The sequence below is a fragment of the Ralstonia chuxiongensis genome, assembly GCF_024158925.1.
Taxonomy (GTDB): Bacteria; Pseudomonadota; Gammaproteobacteria; order Burkholderiales; family Burkholderiaceae; genus Ralstonia; species Ralstonia chuxiongensis.
The window spans coordinates 108352-129728 of sequence record NZ_JAMYWC010000005.1 but is presented as its reverse complement, the minus strand read 5'-3'; the positions used below and the strand labels follow the sequence as shown (position 1 = coordinate 129728).

Here is a 21377-nt window from a genome sequence, read left to right as displayed (position 1 = left end):
AATGTCGCGGGCTCCGCTAAGGGAGCCCGGGCTGTGTGTCATGTGGCGGTGGTGCCGATTCTGAGCGCCGCAGTGGCACTCAGAAACAGGATCAGTCGAGCAACAGCGCGTCGTCGTCCACCTTGGCGCCGCGCGTTTCCTCGAACTTCTGCAGCAGGTGCGGCACGTCCAGGCCGCGGCGTTCCTCGCCTTGCACGTCGAGGATCACGTTGCCCTGATGCAGCATTACCGTGCGATCGCCGTAGTCGAGCGCCTGGCGCATGGAGTGCGTCACCATCATCGTCGTCAGCTTGCTTTCCGAGACGATCTTGGCGGTCAGCTCCAGCACGAAGGCGGCCGTTTTTGGGTCCAGCGCGGCGGTGTGCTCGTCCAGCAGCAGGATGCGCGACGGCTGCAGCGATGCCATCAGCAGACTTACGGCCTGGCGCTGGCCGCCGGAGAGCAGACCAATGCGGTCGGTCAGGCGGTTTTCGAGGCCCAAGTCCAGCCGACGCAGTTGCTCGCGGAAGATCTCGCGCCACTTGCGGTTGGTCGCGAACTTGAAACCACGACGCTGGCCGCGGCACATGGCCAGCGACATGTTCTCTTCGATGGTCAGGTTTTCGCAGGTGCCGGCCATCGGGTCCTGGAACACGCGGGCGACCTTGTCGGCGCGTTGCCACGCGGTCTTGCGCGTGACGTCTTCGCCGTCGATGGTGATGCTACCCGAACCGACGATGTAGTCACCGCTGATGGAGTTCAGGAACGTCGACTTGCCGGCGCCGTTCGAGCCGATCACGGCCACGAACTGGCCTGACGGGATCTCTAGCGACAGACCGCGCAGCGCGCGCGTCTCGATGGGCGTGCCGGGGTTGAAGGTGAGAGTGAGTCCTTGTGCGCTCAGCATGTCAGTTCCCCTTGGTAGCGGTCTTGGCGAACTTGCCGAACACCTTGCGGCGCACACCGGGCAGCACGAGGGCGATCACCACCAGCGCGGCGGTCACCATGTTCAGATCCTGCGCCTGCAGGCCAATGAAATCGCTGTTGAGCGCCAGGGCGATGAAGAAGCGATACAGGATCGCGCCGACCACCACGGCCAGCGTGGTCAGCACCAGGCGGCGTGCCGGCAGCACGGTCTCGCCGATGATGACGGCGGCCAGGCCGATCACGATGGTGCCGATACCCATCGACACATCGGCGCCGCCTTGCGTTTGCGCGTAAAGCGCGCCGGCGAGGGCCACCAGTGCGTTCGACAGCGCCATGCCGGCCAGAGTGGCAGCGCCGGTGGCGATGCCCTGGGCGCGCGCCATGCGCGGGTTGGCACCCGTGGCGCGCAGCGACAAGCCGATCTGCGTCGAGAAGAACCAGTCCACCAGCAGCTTGACGATCACCACGACCACACCCAGCAGCACGGGGCGGAACACGTAGTCGGGCATCCAGTCCGGCTGCAGCAGCGAGAAGACCGTCGGCTCGGAAATGAGCGGCACGTTGGGCTTGCCCATGATGCGCAGGTTGACCGAGTACAGCGCGATCATCATCAGGATACTGGCGAGCAGGTCCATGATTTTCAGGCGCACGTTGAGCCAGCCCGTGATGAAGCCGGCAGCGGCACCGGCCAGCGTGCCACCCAGCGTCGACATGAATGGATCGTGTCCGCCGGCGATGAGCGTGGCCGCCACAGCCCCGCCCATCGGGAAGCTGCCGTCGACAGTGAGGTCAGGGAAGTTGAGGATGCGGAAGGAGATCAGCACCCCGAGCGCCACGAGACTGAAGATCAGACCGATCTCCAGGGCGCCGAGCAATGAAAACAGTGACATGACAGAGTAGGGCGCGGTCGTTGGATACCGGCCTGTATGCAATGAACGGGGACGCTTGTGGGTAGCAGCGTAAGCGCCCGGCCATTATGCGGCGGATAGCCACGTTGCGGCGCGGGCAGCCAGACCCGCGCCAGGCCGGCTCCGTCAGGCGGAGGCCGACCCGGCGCCTTGCGAGTTACTTGATGACTTCCTTGGCGTCTTTCAGCAGGTCCGCCGACAGCGTTACGCCTTGCTTCTTGGCCGCGCCTTCGTTCACGAACAGCTCCAGGTCGGTGCTGCCGGCCGATGCAATCGCGCCCGGCTTCTCACCCTTCAGGATGCGGGCGACGACCTTGCCGGTCTGCTGGCCCAGCTTGTAGTAGTTGATGCCCAGCGCGGCGATGGCGCCACGCTTCACGCTGTCAGTGTCGCCGGCAACCAGCGGAATCTTCGCTTCGTTGGCTACCTTCACCAGCGATTCGTACGCCGACACCACGTTGTTGTCGGTGTTCGTGTAGATCACGTCGACCTTGCCGATCAGGTTCTTGGCGGCCGGGGCGATATCCACGGTACGCGGTGCAGCCGATTCGACCAGCGTCATGCCTTGCGCCGACAGCAGTTTCTTCAGCTCAGTGACGACCACGACCGAGTTCGCTTCGCCCGGGTTGTAGACCATGCCGATACGCTTGGCATTCGGCACCACACGCTTGATCAGGGCGATCTGCTTGTCCAGCGGCAGCTTGTCAGACACGCCGGTCACGTTGGTGCCGGTCGGCGCCCAGCTCTTGACCAGTTGCGCGGCAACCGGATCGGTCACGCCCGAATACACAACGGGGATCGACTTGGTGGCAGCCACAACAGCCTGCGCCGACGGGGTAGCGATGGCGACGATGGCGTCCGGCTTGTCGCCGATGAACTTGCGGGCGATCTGCGCGGCGGTGGCAGTGCTGCCTTGTGCGCTCTGGTATTCCCACTTCAGGTTCTTGCCTGCGTCAAAACCTTCGGCCTTGAGTTGTTCCTTGGCGCCGTCGCGGATGGCGTCGAGCGCCGGGTGCTCAACGATCGCGAGCACTTCGACCGACTTGGTGGCCTGGGCCAGTGCCGGCGCGGCTTGCAGCAGTGCCATCGGAATGGCAGCAAGCGCGGCAATGCGGAAGGCGTGCTTGAACGTGGACATAAGGATCTCCTGTTTCCTTTTGGGTGGTTTCGCTCTGGCGGCGAGCGGGATATGCCCGTGCCGGCGTGGTTGGTTTTTCAGACTCTCTTGATTCTTGAGTGCACCGAAGCAGTGCAATGCCGGCGCACGTGGGCGCACATTATGGGACAAATCGCAATGCTTTTCAGCAAACACTTCAAAAGAACTCGGTGGGCAGAAGGGGGATTCCGGTTGCGTGCGATGCAACGCAGCCATCAAATCAAAAAGGGGCACGAGGCCCCTTTTTTCACTGCCCCAACGGGCTGCTGCTTACTGGATCTTCGCTTTTTCGCGCAGGTCTTTCAGCATCGCCTGGAACTTGCTACGTTGCCAGTTCTGGTCGCCCATCATCATCTCAAGCAGTTGCGGCTTGACGTCTTCGTACGACGGGATCTTTGCGTCGCGCGTGTCGTCCAGGCGGATCACGTGCCAGCCGAATTGCGTCTTGACCGGCGTCTGCGTGATCTGGCCCTTCTTCAGGCCGGTAAGAGCTGCCGAGAATTCCGGCACGTAGGTGCCCGGGTTCGCCCAGTCCAGATCGCCGCCGTTGGCGCCCGATCCCTTGTCCTTCGATTGCGCCTTGGCGATGTCTTCAAACTTCGCGCCGGCCTTCAGCTTGGCAATGATGGCCTTTGCGTCGGCTTCCTTGTCCACCAGGATGTGATGGGCGTGGTATTCCTTGCCGTTGCCGAACTGCGCCTTGATCTTTTCGTACTGCTTGTGCAGTTCGTCTTCGGTGGCGGGGCTGTTCTTGACGTAGTCCTCGAACTCGGCGGCCACGAGCACGTTCAGGCGGGCCGATGCCAGCTGTTCCTGAATGTCGTCGCGCTCCAGCAGACCGCGCTTGGCGGCGTCCTGCTCGATCAGTTCACGGTCGACCAGCATGTCGCGGGCCTTGGCACGCAGCTCGGGCGATTCGGGCTGGCCCGACTTCTTGATCAGCGCGTCCACCTTGGCGCTCGGGATGGCTTTGCCGTTGACCACCGCGGCATTTTGCGCCATGGCCGGAGCAACGGTCGCAGCAAAGGCAACAGCCAGCAGGCTGGCAGTGAGGCTGGAAATCTTCATGGGATTGCGTTCGAGGGAAGGACGAGTGAGCGTGGAATGCGCTTACGTGTTTTCTTCGGGAGTGACCGCGCGGATCGCCAGCGCATGGATTGCCGCCGGCCACAGCGTGTGCAGCGCATCATACACCATGCGATGACGCGCCAAACGGTTCTTGCCAGCAAAGGCAGGGCTGACAATTTCGACGTTGTAATGTCCGCCGCCGGAGGCCGCGCCGGCGTGTCCGGCGTGCTTGGCACTGTCGTCTTCTACGACGAGGTGGACGGGCAGGAATGCCTCGCGCAGGAGGCGTTCGATTTCACGCGGGTCGGCGGCCATCAGCGGTCGTCTCCGATGTTGGCGTCGTTGGCCGCGTTGGCAGGGCGCTCTTGCATATGGCGCGCCAGCCAGACACTTTGCACGAGGATGAACACCACCATCAGCCCCATCGACCCGAACAGCTTGAAGTTGACCCACACGTCGGTGTCGAAGTTGTAGGCCACGTAGAGGTTCAGGCAGCCCATGGCGAGGAAGAACAGGGCCCACACGAGGTTCAGGCGGCCCCACATCGACTCGGGCAGCGATACCTGCTGCTCCATCATGGCGCGGATGAGGTTCTTGCGAACGAACACCACGCTGCCCAGCAACACAACGCCAAACAGCCAGTACAGCACCGTCGGCTTCCACTTGATGAAGGTTTCGTTGTGGAAGATGAGCGTCGCGCCGCCAAACACGCCGATGATGAGCAGCGACAGCCACTGCATGGCGTCGACCTTGCGGTGCTTGAACCACACCCAGGCGATCTGCAGCACGGTGGCGACCATTGCGACGGTGGTCGCCACATAAATACCGGCCACCTTGAAGGCAGCAAAGAACAGGATGACCGGGAACAGATCGAACAGGAATTTCATGCGGGAACGCGCTTAGGTGGGCAGGTGCGGAAGATCAAGCGCCGAATTTTAGCGCAGCCGAGTTGATGCAATACCGCAAGCCGGTGGGTGCGGGGCCATCTTCGAACACGTGGCCGAGGTGCGCGCCGCAGTTCTTGCACTGCACTTCGATGCGCAGCATGCCGTGCGAGCGGTCGGTTTTCTCGGCGATCACCTCGCCGTTGATGGGCTGGAAATAGCTCGGCCAGCCGCAGCCAGCATCAAACTTGGTCGACGATTCAAACAGCGGCGTGCCGCAGCAGACGCAGTTGTAGACGCCCCGGTCCCAGTGGTCCCAGTACTTGCCTGTGAAGGGCCGTTCGGTGGCGGCTTCGCGGGTGACGCGGTATTCGATGTCGGAGAGTTGGTCGCGCCATTCGGCGTCGGATTTCGTGACGGTCATGGTGATGAGACTCCTTGTTGGATTCGGCAACCGCGCAATGGAAGCGATCGGGCGGCTGACGTTGTTTGTCGTGCTGTTGCGGCAATCCTGACAGGCGCGGATTAGAGCATGGTGTCAGTTCCGGCGCATCACGCCTGCCCGCATGTCGGCATGCTGGATCACGACGAGCAGCTCACTTCCAGTGATGACGCCCAATCGGGCGCAGGCTGCGCGTAGTGCTCGAAGCCGGGGTGATCGTCAAACGGGCGGGCCAGCACGGCGCGCAGGTTTTCGACTTCGGAGAAATCCTTTTCCTTGGCGCGGCGGATGGCGATTTCAGCCAGGTGGTTGCGCAGCACGTACTTCGGGTTGACGCGGTGCATGGCTGCTGCGCGCTGGTCGTCGGATTGCGGCTCGGCTTGCAGGCGCTGGCGATAGGCGGCCAGCCACGCGTCTGCGGCTGCGCGATCGAAGAAGAAATCGCGCACGGTGCGCGCTTCTGCCGCGGCGGGCGTGTCGTCGCGGCGCACCTCGGCAAGGTGGCGGAAGAACAACGTGTAATCGGTGCGCTGTGTGTGCAGCAGCTTGAACAGGTCGCCGAAGAGAGCCTCGTCCGCGTCCTGTGCGGTGGAGAGCCCGAGCTTGGCGCGATAACGTGCGTAGAAGGCTGCGCCGTACACGTCGCGGTAGGTCAGCAGCACGTTTTGCGCGGCGTCGATGGCGGGTTGAGCTTGTGCTTCGTCGCTCAAGTTGACGAAAACGTCGGGATCTTCGCCAAACAGCGGCAGCAACGCCTGCGCGAGGCAGAAGAGGTTCCAGTAGCCGATCTGTGGCTGCTGGGCGTAGGCGTAACGGCCGCCGGTGTCGGAGTGGTTGCAGATGTGGTTGGCGTTGAAGCCATCCAGGAAGCCGAACGGGCCGTAGTCGAGCGTGAGGCCGAGGATCGACATGTTGTCGGTGTTCATCACGCCGTGGCAGAAGCCAACGGCTTGCCAGTCGGCCATCAGTTCAGCGGTGCGGCGGGCGAGTTCACGCAGCAGGGCCAGATACGGTTGCGGCTCGCTGCGGCAGGCGGGGTAGAAACGGTCGACGACGTAATCGGCAAGTGCGCGCAGCTGGGGCAGTTGTTCGCTCGCCGCAAAGTGCTCGAAGTGGCCAAAGCGCACGAACGACGGTGCGAGGCGCGTGACAACGGCGGCGGTTTCGATCTCTTCGCGGCGAACGGGGGCGTCAGCGCCGGTCACGCACAGGGCGCGGGTGGTTGGAATCCCAAGGCCGGCCATGGCTTCCGAGCACAAAAATTCGCGGATAGACGAGCGCAGCACCGCCCGCCCGTCACCCATGCGCGAATACGGCGTACGGCCGGCACCTTTGAGCTGGACTTCGCAGGGGCCATCGACGGTCTGCAGCTCGGCCAGCAACAGGGCGCGGCCATCGCCCAACTGCCCGGCCCACACGCCGAACTGGTGGCCCGAATACACGGTGGCGAACGGATCGCTCCAGGGGGCGACGGCGTTCCCGGTAAAGACGGCCAGCCCGGCGGGGGTGTCAAGTTCTGCTCGCGCAAGGCCGAGCGACGCTGCGGCGTCCGGCGAGAAGCCCACCAGATAGGGCTGGCCAATCGGTCCGGAAGGCATGGGCATCGGCGGCAGGCGCGTCAGAAAGCGTTCGCCCAGCGCGGAAAAACCGGGGGCTGCGGTGGGACGGCCACGCCAGTCGAAAGAGCTCGCAAGGGAATCGTCAGGCAAGGCGGTGGGGGAGGCAGTCATGGGATGGGGCGGCAGGGCATGCGGCGGATAGCACAGGAAACGGCGCAAAAACAGTGCCGAACCTTCAAATGTTGTGCGCTTTGCAGCGCAGCAAAATACGCTTTACGTAGGGGAAAACGCCATGTTGAGACGCAGCAACGCTATCGCGTATTGTACTTGCGAGTAAAGAAAGCTGCAGCCTGCGAACCCTTGCACCACAACGATTCACAGGGTTTTTCAGATGGCCGGGTAAACATGGGGGCCGATGTGGCAGCGCACAACAATATCCCGTTGACGTACTTGACGATCACGGGAACAATCGGCCAAAAAATAGAACGGTTGTTCAGTTTTTTCTAGGAGACACCATGGCCCTGATGGGACAAATGATGAGCGCCCCTTTGCTCATCTCGACCATCATCGAACACGCCGCGCGCAATTCCGGTTCGACTGAAGTCGTGTCGCGCCGCGTCGAGGGCGATATCCATCGCACCACGTACCGGCAAGTGCGAGACCGCTGCAAGCAACTGGCAAATGCGCTGGCCGCACTCGGTGTGCAGCCCGGCGAGCGTGTCGGTACGCTGGCTTGGAACGGCTATCGCCACCTTGAGATTTATTACGGCGTGTCTGGCTCGGGTTCCGTATGCCACACCATCAATCCGCGGCTGTTTCCGGACCAGATCGCCTACATCGTCAATCACGCTGACGACCAGTACGTCTTCTTCGACCTGACGTTCGTGCCGCTCATCGAGGGCATTGCACCGCATTGCCCGAACGTGAAGGGCTGGGTGGCGATGACCGATCGCGCGCATATGCCCACCTCCAGCGTGCCGATGCTCTGCTATGAAGAGCTGCTGGATGCGCAGAGCGCCGACTACACCTGGCCGCAATTCGACGAGAACACCGCAGCCGGCCTGTGCTACACGTCGGGCACCACGGGCAACCCGAAGGGCGCGTTGTATTCGCATCGATCGACGGTGCTGCATTCGTATGCGTCTGCGTTGCCGGATGCGCTTGGGTGTTCGGCGCAGGACGTGATCCTGCCGGTGGTGCCGATGTTCCACGTCAATGCGTGGGGGCTGCCGTATTCGGTGCCGCTGGTGGGCGCCAAGCTGGTCTTCCCCGGCCCAAAATTGGACGGCGCTTCGCTGTACGAGCTGTTCGAGCAGGAGAAGGTGACGTTCTCTGCCGGCGTGCCGACCGTGTGGCTCGGCCTGTTGCAACACGTGCAGATCAACAAGCTTCAATTCTCGACGTTCCGCAAGACCGTGATTGGCGGTTCGGCTGCGCCGCCGGCCATGATTCGCACGCTCAAGGAACTGGACGTGGAAGTCATCCACGCGTGGGGCATGACCGAGATGTCACCGCTGGGCACCACGTGCAAGCTGATGGGCAAGCATGCTGACCTGTCGGATGAGGCCAAGCAGCACGTGCTCGAGCGCCAGGGTCGCGCCATCTACGGCGTCGAAATGAAGATCGTCGATGCTGAAGGTCAAGAGCTGCCGTGGGACGGCAAGGCCTTCGGCGATCTCTACGTGCGCGGGCCGTGGACGATCCAGAGCTATTACCGCAACGACAAGTCGCCGCTGGTCGACGGCTGGTTCCCGACGGGCGACGTGGCGAACATCGATGCCGACGGCTACATGCAGATCACCGATCGCAGCAAGGACGTGATCAAGTCAGGCGGCGAATGGATTTCGTCCATCGATGTGGAAAACGTGGCCGCCGCGCACCCCGGCGTGCACATGGCCGCGTGCATCGCGTGCCATCACCCGAAGTGGGACGAACGCCCGCTGCTTGTGGTGATGAAGAAGCCCGGTGTGGAACTCACGCGCGAGGAGATGCTCAAGTTCTTCGAAGGCAAGGTCGCCAAGTGGTGGATTCCAGATGACGTGGTGTTCGTCACCGAGATTCCGCTCACGGCCACCGGCAAGATGCAGAAGCTGAAGCTGCGCGAGCAGTTCAAGGATTATCAGTTCCCCGCTGTACAGGCTTAGCGACATATAGAAACCGCCGCCCGTGCATGGGTCACCCCGGCACGAGGACGGCGGACGTAAGACAACCGGATCAGGGCCGGCCGCCGCGCGACAGACACGTCGACGCGGTGGAATGAAGCCCGGGCGCGTTGCAACCTGGAGACGCAAGCAGCCGCACGCCCACCAGTGGCACGCGGAGAGTGACTCGCCGGCGGCTCCACCACATGAAGGAGACACGCATGACGAAGTTCCGTCCGTTGGTTGTGGCTGTTGCATGTGTTGCGGCAATCGGTGGGGCAGTCCTGCCCACTGCATCGTCCGCCGCCGAAACCGTGAAGATCGCCTGGATCGATCCGTTGTCCGGCCTGATGGGCGCGCTGGGCCAGAACCAGTTGCGCAGTTGGCAGTACATCGCCGATCTCGCCACGCAGAAGAACTGGGCCGGCGACGGCACAAAGTTCGAAGTGGTGGGCTTTGACAACAAGCTCTCGCCGCAGGAAAGCCTGACGGCCCTCAAGCAGGTGGCCGATCAGGGCATCCATTACATCGTGCAGGGCAACGGCTCGAGCGTCGGCATGGCGCTGGAAGACGCCGTGGCCAAGTACAACGAGCGTAATCCGGGTAAGGAAATCGTCTACCTGAACTACGCTGCGGTGGACCCGGACATGACGAACAGCAAGTGCAATTACTGGCACTTCCGCCTGGACGCCAACTCCGACATGAAGATGGAAGCGCTGACCAGCTTCCTGGCGAAAGATCCGAAGGTCAAGAAGGTCTACCTGATCAACCAGAATTATTCGTTCGGTCATCAGGTAGCGCGTGCGGCCAAGGAATACCTCAAGCGCAAGCGTCCGGACATCGAGATCGTGGGTGAAGACCTGCACCCGCTGGCGCAGGTGAAGGACTTTTCGCCGTACGTGTCGAAGATCAAGTCGTCGGGGGCCGATACCGTTATCACCGGCAACTGGGGCAGCGACCTGGCGCTGCTGATCAAGGCCGGCAAGGACGCGGGCCTGAACGCGAACTTCTATACGTACTACGCCTCGACCACGGGCGTGCCGACAGCGATGGGCTCGGCAGGCGCAGATCACGTGAAATACGTGGGCTACTGGAACGTCAACAACGACGGCTACAAGGGCGCCGATATCGTCGAGGGCTACAAGAAGAAGTACAACGACGATTACTACCTCATGGCCTCGTATACCGGCATCGCCATGCTGGCCAAGGCCATCAAGCAGACCAAGTCCATCGAGCCTGCCAAGGTTGCCAAGGCCTTTGAAGGCATGAAGGTCGACAGCCTGAACGGCACCTTCGAGATGCGCGCGTCTGACCATCAGGGCCAGCAACCGCTCTACATCGCCACCTGGGAAAAAACCAACGGCAAGAACGTCAAGTTCGACCAGGAGAACACCGGCTACGGCTGGAAGACCGACGCTGTGCTCGACCAGTACGTCGCGTCGCAGCCGACCTCCTGCCAGATGAAGCGTCCGCAGTAAGGCCGCGGGTGGTGTGCCGAAGGGCTGCCCGATGCTATCGTGCAGCGATGTTTTAAACGGAGTCCATGGGCCACGCATTGATGCGTGCGTCCCATGCTCCGCCGAATCTGCTGGAAGGGCTGCAGCGTGGAATTTCTAGTCATTAATCTCTTGAATGGCATCAGCTACGGGCTGCTGCTGTTCATGTTGTCTTCGGGCCTGACGCTGATCTTTAGCATGATGGGCGTTCTCAATTTTGCGCATGCCAGCTTCTACATGCTGGGCGCGTATTTCGCCTATGTCGTCAGCGGTTATCTGGGCTTCTGGGCCGCGCTGATCGTGGCGCCGCTGCTCGTGGGTGCGCTTGGCGCCGTGGTCGAGCGCTACGGGCTGCGCACGGTGCACCGTTATGGCCACGTCGCCGAACTGCTGTTTACCTTCGGTCTGGCCTATCTGATTGAAGAAGGCGTGAAGCTGGTGTGGGGCCTGCCCGCCGTGGCGTACCGCGTGCCGGACGCACTGGACGGCCCGCTGTTCACGCTGTTCACCTCGTCGTTCCCCAAGTACCGCGCCTTCATGATGCTGGTGTCGCTGCTGATGCTGGTGGGCATCTTCCTGCTGCTCACACGCACGCGTATCGGGCTTGTCATTCAGGCCGCGCTCACGCATCCGGACATGGTGGAAGCGCTGGGCCACAACGTGCCGCGCGTGTTCATGCTGGTGTTCGGCGGCGGCTGTGCGCTGGCTGGGCTGGCGGGCGTGATTGGCGGCAATGCTTTCGTGACCGAGCCATCGATGGCGGCGGCGGTGGGCTCCATCGTCTTCGTGGTGGCGGTCGTGGGCGGCATGGGGTCGCTGGTGGGCGCGTTCATCGCGTCGCTGCTGATCGGTTGCATCCAGACCTTTGCCGTCACGCTTGATATCTCAGTAACCAGCGTGCTGGAGAACATCGGCGTCACGCTCAATCCGGACGTGCCGCTCATCTCTGTCTGGAACCTGACGATTGCGCAAGTCGCACCGGTGCTGCCGTATCTGCTGCTGGTGCTGATGCTGATCTTCCGCCCGCGTGGGCTGATGGGTACGCGGGAGAGCTAAATGGAACGCACCATGCACCAACAAGCGCAACAACAAGCCGCGCTGCCGGCCAACGATCGAGCGCGGACGATGAAATTCAAGCCGGTCAATCTTGCCCGCTGGCTACTCTGGAGTGTCACCGCGCTGGTGATGATCGTGCTGCCGCTTATCTGGCCGCAGGGCTTTGCCATCACGCTGCTCTCGCAGATGGGCATCATGATCATCTTCGCGCTCTCGTACAACATGCTGCTTGGCCAGTCCGGCATGTTGTCGTTCGGGCACGCGGTGTACGCCGGCCTGGGCGCCTTCATGGCTGTGCACGTGCTCAACAAGATCGGCGCCATGCAGACGCTGGGCATCGGCGGACCGCTCGCCGTTGCGCTATTGCCCATTGCTGGCGGCCTGGGCGGCGCGCTGTTCGGCGTGATCTTCGGCTACGTCACCACCAAGAAGGCCGGCACGACGTTCGCCATGATCACGCTCGGTATCGGCGAGATGGTGTTTGCCAGTGCGCTGATGTTTCCGGACTTCTTTGGTGGCGAGGGCGGTGTCTCCACCAACCGCAGCATTGGCGATGCGCTGTTTGGCGTGACGTTCGGGCCTGGGCGCCAGGTGTATTACCTGATTGCCGCGTGGTGCCTGATTTCGATGGCGCTGATGTATGCGTGGACGCAGACGCCGCTGGGCCGCATCGCCAACGCCGTGCGCGACAACCCCGAGCGCGTTGAGTTCATCGGCTACAACACGCAGCGTGTGCGCTTTCTGGTGGTGATTCTGTCTGCGTTCTTCGCGGGCATTGCCGGCGCGCTGTCGTGCATCAACTTTGAGATCGTGACCGCGGAGAACGTGTCGGCCGTGCGTTCGGGCTCGGTGCTGCTGGCGGCCTTCATTGGCGGCATGGGCAGCTTCTTCGGGCCGATCATCGGCGCGGTGCTCACGGTGTTCTTTACCGTGGCGCTGTCGGGCATCACCAAGGCTTGGCTGCTGTACCTCGGTTTGTTCTTTGTGCTGATGGTCATGTACGCGCCGGGCGGCATTGCCAGCCTTCTGGTCATGCACCTGCCGATCATGCGGCGCGGCAAGCTCAAGACGCTGCTGCCGGCTTATGGCGTGGCGATCGTGCCGGCTGTCATTCTGCTGGTTGCGTTGATCTCCACCGTGGAAATGATCTACGCCGTGCAGGACGACGCCTCGGGTGGCGTGGCCACGCTGTTTGGCCTGTCTGTCGAACCGAATACCTTCAAGCCGTGGATCGTTACCGCCGTGCTGTGGCTGGTGGGCGCCTTCGGCCTGCGTGCCGCGGCTGGCAAGCTGCGCACCGCTTGGGACAACGCATTGCAGGAGCCGCAACCATGAGCCAACCGATATCTGGGCCGACCGCTGCGCTCGAGTTGCGCGATGTTCGCAAGCGCTTTGGCGCAACTGAAATCATTCGAGGGGTCAATCTCACCATCGGCAAGGGTGAGCGCCATGCGCTCATCGGCCCGAACGGCGCCGGCAAGTCGACCACGTTCAACCTGATCTCGGGCCGCTTCCCGGCCAGCTCGGGAAGCGTGCGCCTGAACGGAGAAGAGATCAGCGGCCTGGCGCCGTTCGAGATCAACCGCAAGGGCCTGTCGCGCAGCTTCCAGATCACCAACATCTTTCATCGGTTGTCGGTGTTCGAGAACCTGCGCTGCGCGGTGCTCTGGTCGCTCGGCTACAAGTATTCGTTCTGGCACAAACTGGCCGAGCTGCGTGACGCACGCGAGCGCGCTGAAGAAGTGCTCGAGCAGATCGGCATGACGCACCGGCGAGACGCTGCCGCGGGCATGCTGACCTACGCCGAGCAACGGGCGCTGGAAATCGGCGTCACCATTGCGGGCGGTGCCGACGTGATCCTGCTGGATGAGCCGACCGCCGGCATGAGCCGCTCCGAATCCGACCACGCGGTGGACCTCATCCGCAAAGTCACGGTCGGCAAGACGCTGGTGATGGTCGAGCACGACATGAGCGTTGTGTTTGGCTTGGCCGACCGCATCTCGGTGCTCGTCTATGGCGAAGTAATTGCCACCGACACGCCCGAAGCCATTCGCAATAACCGCCGCGTGAAAGAGGCCTACCTCGGCACCACGCTGGACGAACCTGCAGGAGCGCATTGATGGCAACAAATACTCCAATGTTGGAGGTGCGCGACCTGCACGCGTACTACGGCAAGAGCCACATCCTGCACGGCGTCGACATGCACGTAGGCGAGGGCGAGATCGTTGCGCTACTCGGGCGCAATGGGGTGGGGCGTTCGACCCTGGCCAAATCCATCATGGGCATGGTCCGGCACGAAGGCGAAATCCTGCTGCGCGGCAAGAGCGTGAGCGGCCTGCGAACCTTTGAAGTGGCGCACAAGGGCATCGGCTATGTGCCCGAGAACCGAGACATCTTCCCCACGCTGACTGTCCGGCAGAACCTGCTGCTTGGTGAGAAACGCAACCCGAGTCAGCCCAAGCCGCGCTGGCAGGTGGAAGACATGTATCAGATGTTCCCGCGTTTGAAGGAGCGGGAGAACACGGCTGCAGGTGTGCTGTCGGGCGGCGAGCAGCAGATGCTGACGCTGTGCCGCACGCTGATGGGTGACCCCGATTTCATCATCATCGACGAGCCGACCGAAGGTCTTGCGCCGCTGATCGTGACGCTTGTTGGCGAGTACCTGAAGACGCTCAAGGAGCGGGGGATTTCCGTCCTGCTGGTGGAGCAGAAGCTGGCCATTGCCCTGGACATTTCACAACGCGTCTATGTGATGGGGCACGGGCAGATTGTGTTTGAGGGAACGCCCCAGCAGTTGAAAGCGGATGCGAAAGTCCGGCAGGAGTGGTTGGAGGTTTGATCGCAGCTCTCTGATTCGCGTTCGACAGAAAGCCCGCATGGATGATGACCGTGCGGGCTTTTTTCTTTTGTCGATGAGCCGTCGTCAGTTGAAAATTTCTCCTTGAAGCTGGCGCGGCCGCTCGCTAAGAATCGAATGGGCCGTGAATTGGAAATGGCCTGATTCACTCCAATGCGGTCAATCTGTCGACGCTGCGATCAGTCGGGCCGTAATCGCAAGTTGCTGCGCCTCGGCTGGGGCGCAGCAAACGCGTTACTGTTTGACGTACCGCAACCGCCCGCGCTCACCATCGACGAGCGCGCCATCCTCCCCCTGCACAAGCATCATGTGCAGTGGCGAGCGACTGGCAGATTCCGGCAGCGCCAGATCGATACGGATCGAGCGTGCGGCCGGGTCGAGCGCTGCGATATCCACCGCGTGCCAGCGTTCGCCTGAAGGCAGTGGCAGGAACACCGACAGTGCCTTCAGCTTGCCCGGTGCGATAGGCGCAGTCACGCTGTTGGGTTCGGCCAAACTGAAGCCTTTTCCAGACTCAGCCCTGTAGTCAGCTTCCGCTGACGACATGGCCACCTCGACCTTGACGGGGCGGTCTTTCACGTAGACGCGAACCGTCAGCAGATCGGCAGGGTCGTCAGGGGCCGTTTGCGCGCTTACGCCGGCAATGACCGAGATGGGCTCGATGGGCGGCGTATCGAGATAGACGCGTTTGCCGTCGCTGCGCCACGCGCCCTGCGCGAGGATGTCGACCGCGCCATAGCTCATCACGTAGTCAAAGCGGCCGTCTTTGGACAATTGCAGTTCGCCGCCGACTTCACGCACGCCTTGCAGGTAATAGTGGCCGGGCAAGCGGACCACCGTGCCTTGCTTGCCAGTTTCTTTGGCGCTCGGTCGCGTTGTTGCTGGCGTGGCGCAGGCCACCTGCTTGAGCGTTACGCCAGCATTCTTCAGGGTCGTGGAGAACGCTGGGGTGGTATGACAAGCCAGTGTGGTGCTGAAGGATTGGCCAGCCGGCGCGGAGGCTTTGTCAAAGTGGGCGTTGTGTTTCGCCAGCAAGGCCAGCATGTTCGGCTGTCCGGTTTCCAGTGCGACCCAGGCCGCGCTGCGGCCATTTGCGTCGGCGGCATCCGGGCTGGCGCCGGCTGCCAACAGTGCGTCGGCCAGCTCTGTGCGGCCCAGGCGGATCGCGGTGTTCAATGCCGTCGAGCCATCGCGAAGCGTCGCGTTTAGATCCGCACCGGACGCCTTGAGTTGCCGGAGCACATCCACCACGGTGTCGTGCCGGGCCACGGCCAATTGCTGCTCGTTCAACAGACCGAGTACAACGCGCTGCGACAGCGGAACGGCACCTCGCACACACGCATTGCGTGTGCCGGTGAAACCCGCTTCGCGCAGCGCGGCGAAGTAGCCGGGCGTGTCCAGCAAGATGCCTTCGGCACCCGAGAGCAGGCAGGCGTCAGCGGGTGGCTGGCCGTTGGCCTGACTGATGCGACGGAGCGCGGCTGCGTCGCCCGATAGCAGCGCGGCGTTCAACAGCGCATACTCAGCAGGCGCCGTGGGCAGGCGCGGGTCATCCAGCTTGGCGCCTGCCCGTTGCAGACGCTCCAGCATGGCATCGTCCTTCCGTGCGATGACCTGGAACAAGGTGCTCGCACCGTCTGGTGTCAGCCCTAAGGGGTCTGCGCCCTTGGCCAGCAACTGCTCGACGATGGTGTTCTGACCTAGAGAGATCGCCAACTGCAAGGGTGGCGTGTCGGCGCCGGAGTCGCCATATCCCTGGTCCTTCTGCGTTGCGCGGGCCACCGGATTGACTGGCACGCCGGCGTCGATCAGATACGCTGCCAGTGCCTCATCCCGGTTCTCTACGGCATGCAGGATCGCGCTCGAATCCAAGGTCTTCAGGTCTGCCCCCGCGCTTGCCAGTTGGCGCAGCATCTCAACGCTGTGTTTGGAGCGTTTCGCCAAGACGGCATTGACCGGCGAATGCGCGCGGTCGCGCAACAACGTCTTCAGGGCTTCCGGTTTGGATGCGGCCAACAACTGGCGCAGTATGGAAGGGTCGTCGGCTTCCACCGCGATCTTCAGCGCAGACTCCGAGCTGTACTTGCGCTGGAAGAGGGGGTCGGCGCCTGCGGCCAGCAGCACTGTCACAGCCTCGGGGTGATGAGCCTGCATGGCATTCAACAGCGGCGTACGGCCGTACTCGTCGGCGGTATTGCCGTCGACCGGCGCGCCCAGCGCCAGCAGACGCTTCAAGGTTGTGATATCGCCCTCGCTGGCAGCCTGGTTCAGGATGGGGTCGTTGCTCGCCTCGACTTTGACGAACGAGCCCTCGACGCGCTCAGACTTTTGGTCAAACGGCATGTCCTTGCGCAGTAGCTGCCGCGCGATGTCCGGATAGCCTCCAGCCAACGCCGCTTGCGCGGCATCCAGCCAGGCATCGCGTTCGCGCGTGGCGCCATACGCTGTGTTGGGGACCATGCGAGGGCCCAGGTCCATGAGCACCGGCAACGCACCCGTATTGCCGGTGTAGGCGGCCATGATCAGCGCGTTCAGACCTTCTTCGCCGGCCGGCTTGGTGCCGGTTGCGGCAAGCGCCTGCAGCGGTTCAGAGCCTTCGGTCATCTCCACGAAGCGCATCCACGCCAGAAAGTCGGCAGCTGGCCGGACGCGGCCCTCCTTGTCCTTCAGCAGGCTGAGCATTTCTGCATTTGGGTGCTCGTCTATTGACAGGTAAGGCCGCGTGGCACCAGCCCTGAACAGCGCTAGTACCATGCGCGTCATGGTCGCTCGATCCACCAGACGGGGCAGATACGTCATGCGTACGGCGAATTCGAAGTCGCGGCTCAGCAGGAATTCGAGCGGCTTGCGGTAGTCGTCATTTCGCTGATCGGGCTTGGCACCTGCGGCCAGCAGCATGTCCATGATCTGTGGCGTGCCATAGAGCATGGTCAGATGCAGAGACGGCCGGCGCGACTCATAGGTCATGTCATCGAGCGCCGGATGGGTCGCCAACAACGCGGCCAGCATGCGCGTGCGCGCGGGCAATAGCGCTTGCCAGCCTTGGCGGAGACGCGCCGCTTCTTCCGGCGCCATGTCCCAGTAGGTCTGTTCTTTGGAGCGTAGATCGTGCGGCGGCATCAGCAAGGCATGCAGCAGCGGCATGCCTTTCAATGCGTAATCGCCAGGGTGGTCCACCTGCGCCAACGCGGCCGAGAACGCCGCTTCATCACTGGTCTCGACGGCGGTGAACAGCGCGATTGTCTGCGGCGTGTCGGCAGCCTTGTATTCCCGGAAGATGGATTCGCAGGCGCATTGGCTTTGCTGCGCGGGCGCTGTGGCCTTCGCGGCGGCAGGGGCGGGCTGAGCTGCTGTTGCGGTCAGCGCGATAGCGGAAAGCAGGGATGCCACGAGAATCTTCGGTGGCATCGCAGGCAGTTTGCGCTTCGAAATGAGCGGCATAGGGCGGTCTGTTCAGAATTGGGCGCAAGCGTTCAGCCAGCCTTCCTATCGAAAACCAAACCGTCGCTTCTTTTGCCGATGAACGATCTTAAGGATTCCCAGCGCCGGCTAGGTAACGCTTTGATCATCTTTCCGAACGGAACGCCCCGTCAGGCAGGGCTGTGGGCGTTTAGCTGTTGCGTTTGAGATGCTCCACGCTGAACTGCATCTCCGAGTACTTCACGAACCGCGTCCTGAATTTCCAGCGATAAGCCAGCCAGATCGCCACAAACAGGATCACGCCACAGTACGTTGCGATGAAGGCGCCAAAATTATCGACGGGTGCAAACAGCGCTTTGGTGTTCTGCCCAAGAATGATCACCACGCATAGGATCGCCACCATGATTGGCCCGAACGGGAAGAACGGAGACCGATACGCCAGTTGCTCCACGGAATGTCCCTGGCTCGTGAACCCCTTGCGGAACCGGTAGTGCGCCAGCGCAATGCCGAACCACGCGATGAAGCACGTTACCGCAGATGTATTCAGCAGCCACAGGTAGACCACTTGGTCGCCAAACAATGAACTGAAGAAGCAAAGCGCGCCAACGGCGGATGTGGCCAGCAGCGCGCGGTGCGGCACGCCGTTGGTCGACACCTTGGCAAACCAGCGCGGCGCCTGGCCTTCGAGCGACAGGTCGTACAGAATCCGCGTCGACACATAGAGGCTCGACGTGCCGGACGACAGCAGCGCGGTCAGCACCACCGCATTCATCATCCCGGCGGCAAACGCGAGACCCGCATGCTGGAACACCAGCGCAAATGGGCTGACGCCGACGTCCGTCGCTTCATTGCGCAGCAGGTTCGGGTCGGTGTACGGCAGCAGCACGCCGATGATCAGGATCGCCAGCACATAGAACAGCAAAATGCGCCAGAACGTCTGGCGGATGGCGCGCGGGATCGTGCGGGAGGGGTTCTCCGCCTCGCCGGCGGCAACGCCAATGGTTTCGACGCCCTGGAACGAGAACCCGGCAATCATCGCCACACCGACCATGGCCGGTACACCGCCCACGAACGGCGCATCGCCCACGGTGAAGTTCTGCCAACCCGACTGCGGCCCGCCGTGCATGATGCCGCAGATCATCGCCAAGCCGATCAGCAGGAACACGATGATCGTCACCACCTTGATCATCGAGAACCAGTATTCCGCCTCACCAAAGCCGCGCACGGAGAATGCGTTGAGGCCAAACATGAGCAGCAGGAACGCGGCGCTCCACATCATGCCCGACACGCCCGGAAACCAGTACTTCATCACCAGCTGCGCGGCGGCCAGCTCCACAGCCACGGACACGGCCAGCGCAAACCAATAGTTCCACCCGAGGGCAAAGCCGAAGCCTTCTTCCACATACAAGCGGCTGTAAGTTACGAACGAGCCTGAGACGGGTAGATGCACCGCCAGCTCGCCAAGACTCGTCATCAGGCAATAGACCATTACGCCGATGAGCGTGTAGGTCAGCAGTGCGCCGCCGGGGCCAGCCTGCGCAATGGATGCGCCGGACGCGACGAACAGCCCCGTGCCGATGGCTCCGCCCAGGACGATCATCATCAGGTGGCGCGAGCGCAGGCGTCGGCGCAGTTCGGATTGGGCTTCGAGGCCGGTGGGGGTGATGGATGTGTGCATAGCCGGTGGCGCCGGAGCGGGCGTCCCAATGAAAACGCCCGCCGGATGCTGCGCAAACGGCTGGCGGAGCGGGTGTGATTACTGCGTAGAGTTCGCGACGGTTGGCAATTCAGGGCCGGGGTCTTGGCCGGCCAGCGAATCGCGCAGCACGGGCGGGCGCGGGAAGTGCATGTCCTGGTAACGGACAATGCCGCCGCCACGCACGAGCCGGTAGCCGATCCAGATCAGGAAGAACACCGGGATGCCGATATACGTGGCGATCACCGCCGGCCAATCAACGGTGCCTGTGGTGAACGCCTGGTAGTTCTGGCCGAGCGTGATGACCAGGCACAGCCCAAACGCGAACAACGGGCCATATGGGAAGAACTTGGAGCGATACGGCAACTGCGCCGGATCATGCCCTTGCGCCACGAGCCCCTTGCGGAAGCGGTAGTGGCTGATGGCAATGCCAAGCCATGCCACGAAGCCGGTCATGCCCGAGGTGTTCAGCAGCCACAAGTAGACCGTCTTGTCGCCATACAACGAACTCAGGAAGCAGAGCGCGCCGACGGCGGTCGTGGCCAGCAGCGCATTGCGCGGCACACCGTTCCGCGTGAGTTGCGCAAAGATGCGCGGTGCGCGGCCCTCGGTGGCCAGGTTGTAGAGCATCCGCGTGGACGCATACATGCCCGAGTTGCCCGCCGACAGCACAGCCGTCAGGATCACCGCGTTCATCAGGCCTGCGGCAAACGCCAGGCCTGCGTGCTTGAAGACGAGCGTGAAGGGGCTCACGCCAATGTTCGTCACTTCCGTCGACAGCAGATTCGGATCGGTGTACGGCACCAGCACGCCGATGATGAAGATCGCCAGCACGTAGAACAGCAGGATCCGCCAGAACACCTGCTTGACCGCACGCGGAATGGTGCGCGCCGGGTCGGCCGATTCGCCGGCCGCCACGCCAATCAGCTCCGTCCCCTGGAACGAGAACCCCGCGATCATCGCCACGCCGATCATCGCCGGCAGCCCGCCCACGAACGGCGCATCACCCATCGTCAGGTTCTGCAGGCCCGATTGCGGACCACCCTTCAGAATCCCGAAGATCATCGCCAGGCCAATGCCGATAAAAAGGATGACGGTGACGACCTTGATGAGTGCGAACCAGTATTCCGCCTCGCCAAAACCGCGCACCGAGATGGCGTTGAGCAGGAACATGATGGCGAGAAACACAGCGCTCCACAGCACGCCCGGCACATCGGGGAACCAGTAATGCATGACGAGCTGCGCGGCCGCCAGCTCAACGGCAATCGTCACGGCCCAGTTGTACCAATAGTTCCAGCCAAGCGCGAAGCCGAAGCCTTCGTCCACATAAAGGGCGCCGTAGGTGGCAAACGACCCGGAAACCGGCATGTAGGCGGCAAGCTCGCCCAGGCTGGTCATCAGGAAATAGACCATTGCCCCGATGAGGATATAGGCGGCGAGCGCGCCTCCGGGGCCTGCCTGCGAGACCGACGCGCCCGAGGCCACGAAAAGCCCGGTGCCGATCGACCCGCCGATGGCGATCATGGTGAGATGGCGCGCGCGCAAGGTGCGGCGCAAGCCCGGCGTCTCTGAGGACGGGGTAGCGTGTTCTGACATGGATACAGAGTGGTCGATTTTGCTCGGATCGCGAATCAAATCGACGAAATGTGACGAGACGTCCCCGCGCCTGGTAGGCGCCCGGCGAACGAAATGCGCGACTCTATCAAAACCGTCACGTAGCGGGCAAAAAATCCATGCTGCAGCACACGCGTTTGAACCCTGCCGGGGCGTGCCGCATCGCCCGCCAGA

Annotated in this window: 17 protein-coding genes; 6 read left to right on the top strand and 11 right to left on the bottom strand. The window is 62.6% G+C overall.

The window, feature by feature from the left end:
* Nucleotides 1–91: 91 nt before the first annotated feature.
* The 8 genes from NKG59_RS17735 to NKG59_RS17700 all read right to left on the bottom strand — a co-directional run bounded on the left by NKG59_RS17735 (nt 92) and on the right by NKG59_RS17700 (nt 7094).
* Nucleotides 92–886 (bottom strand): ABC transporter ATP-binding protein, encoded by a 795-nt coding sequence (locus NKG59_RS17735; RefSeq protein WP_253539508.1) that lies wholly within the window; start codon nt 884–886, stop codon nt 92–94.
* Nucleotide 887: 1 nt separating this feature from the next.
* Nucleotides 888–1796, bottom strand: a complete 909-nt coding sequence (locus NKG59_RS17730; protein WP_253539506.1) for an ABC transporter permease — start codon at nt 1794–1796, stop codon at nt 888–890.
* A gap of 175 nt (nt 1797–1971) precedes the next feature.
* On the bottom strand, nt 1972–2952 hold the full coding sequence (locus NKG59_RS17725; protein ID WP_253539501.1) for an ABC transporter substrate-binding protein: 981 nt from the start codon (nt 2950–2952) through the stop codon (nt 1972–1974).
* A 288-nt stretch (nt 2953–3240) separates the two neighbouring features.
* The gene (locus tag NKG59_RS17720) at nt 3241–4038 is read right to left on the bottom strand and encodes a peptidylprolyl isomerase (protein ID WP_045206305.1); all 798 of its coding nucleotides are present in this window, start codon (nt 4036–4038) and stop codon (nt 3241–3243) included.
* A gap of 42 nt (nt 4039–4080) precedes the next feature.
* Nucleotides 4081–4353: a BolA family protein gene (locus NKG59_RS17715; protein ID WP_045206306.1), complete on the bottom strand. Its 273-nt coding sequence runs from the start codon at nt 4351–4353 to the stop codon at nt 4081–4083.
* The gene (locus NKG59_RS17710; RefSeq protein WP_045206307.1) at nt 4353–4925 is read right to left on the bottom strand and encodes a septation protein A; all 573 of its coding nucleotides are present in this window, start codon (nt 4923–4925) and stop codon (nt 4353–4355) included. The genes NKG59_RS17715 and NKG59_RS17710 overlap by 1 nt, the downstream gene beginning before the upstream one ends.
* A 34-nt stretch (nt 4926–4959) precedes the next feature.
* Nucleotides 4960–5346 carry a peptide-methionine (R)-S-oxide reductase MsrB gene (msrB, locus tag NKG59_RS17705; RefSeq protein WP_045206308.1) on the bottom strand — a complete coding sequence of 129 codons (387 nt, stop codon included), beginning with the start codon at nt 5344–5346 and terminating at the stop codon, nt 4960–4962.
* A gap of 158 nt (nt 5347–5504) precedes the next feature.
* Nucleotides 5505–7094 carry a protein adenylyltransferase SelO gene (locus tag NKG59_RS17700; protein ID WP_253539490.1) on the bottom strand — a complete coding sequence of 530 codons (1590 nt, stop codon included), beginning with the start codon at nt 7092–7094 and terminating at the stop codon, nt 5505–5507.
* A 344-nt stretch (nt 7095–7438) separates the two neighbouring features.
* On the opposite strand from NKG59_RS17700, the gene NKG59_RS17695 reads away from it, so the two are divergent.
* From NKG59_RS17695 to NKG59_RS17670, 6 genes are all read left to right on the top strand, one after another.
* Nucleotides 7439–9067: a 3-(methylthio)propionyl-CoA ligase gene (locus NKG59_RS17695; protein WP_253539486.1), complete on the top strand. Its 1629-nt coding sequence runs from the start codon at nt 7439–7441 to the stop codon at nt 9065–9067.
* 218 nt (nt 9068–9285) lie between these two features.
* Entirely contained in the window at nt 9286–10542 is a 1257-nt protein-coding gene (locus tag NKG59_RS17690) for a branched-chain amino acid ABC transporter substrate-binding protein (protein WP_045206311.1), read from the top strand.
* Nucleotides 10543–10668: 126 nt separating this feature from the next.
* Nucleotides 10669–11616 carry a branched-chain amino acid ABC transporter permease gene (locus tag NKG59_RS17685; RefSeq protein ID WP_045206413.1) on the top strand — a complete coding sequence of 316 codons (948 nt, stop codon included), beginning with the start codon at nt 10669–10671 and terminating at the stop codon, nt 11614–11616.
* Complete coding sequence (locus NKG59_RS17680; RefSeq protein ID WP_045206312.1) at nt 11617–12951, top strand: branched-chain amino acid ABC transporter permease; 1335 nt, start codon at nt 11617–11619, stop codon at nt 12949–12951.
* Nucleotides 12948–13736: an ABC transporter ATP-binding protein gene (locus NKG59_RS17675; RefSeq protein WP_253539483.1), complete on the top strand. Its 789-nt coding sequence runs from the start codon at nt 12948–12950 to the stop codon at nt 13734–13736. The genes NKG59_RS17680 and NKG59_RS17675 overlap by 4 nt, the downstream gene beginning before the upstream one ends.
* Nucleotides 13736–14455: an ABC transporter ATP-binding protein gene (locus NKG59_RS17670; protein ID WP_045206314.1), complete on the top strand. Its 720-nt coding sequence runs from the start codon at nt 13736–13738 to the stop codon at nt 14453–14455. Before NKG59_RS17675 ends, NKG59_RS17670 begins: the two co-directional genes overlap by 1 nt.
* A 252-nt stretch (nt 14456–14707) precedes the next feature.
* On the opposite strand, the gene NKG59_RS17665 is transcribed toward NKG59_RS17670, so the two are convergent.
* The 3 genes from NKG59_RS17665 to NKG59_RS17655 form a co-directional block, all read right to left on the bottom strand.
* Complete coding sequence (locus tag NKG59_RS17665; protein WP_253539480.1) at nt 14708–17863, bottom strand: ankyrin repeat domain-containing protein; 3156 nt, start codon at nt 17861–17863, stop codon at nt 14708–14710.
* Between the two features lie 220 nt (nt 17864–18083).
* Nucleotides 18084–19571: an amino acid permease gene (locus NKG59_RS17660; RefSeq protein ID WP_253539464.1), complete on the bottom strand. Its 1488-nt coding sequence runs from the start codon at nt 19569–19571 to the stop codon at nt 18084–18086.
* 78 nt (nt 19572–19649) lie between these two features.
* Entirely contained in the window at nt 19650–21185 is a 1536-nt protein-coding gene (locus tag NKG59_RS17655; protein WP_045206316.1) for an amino acid permease, read from the bottom strand.
* Between the last annotated feature and the right edge of the window lie 192 nt (nt 21186–21377).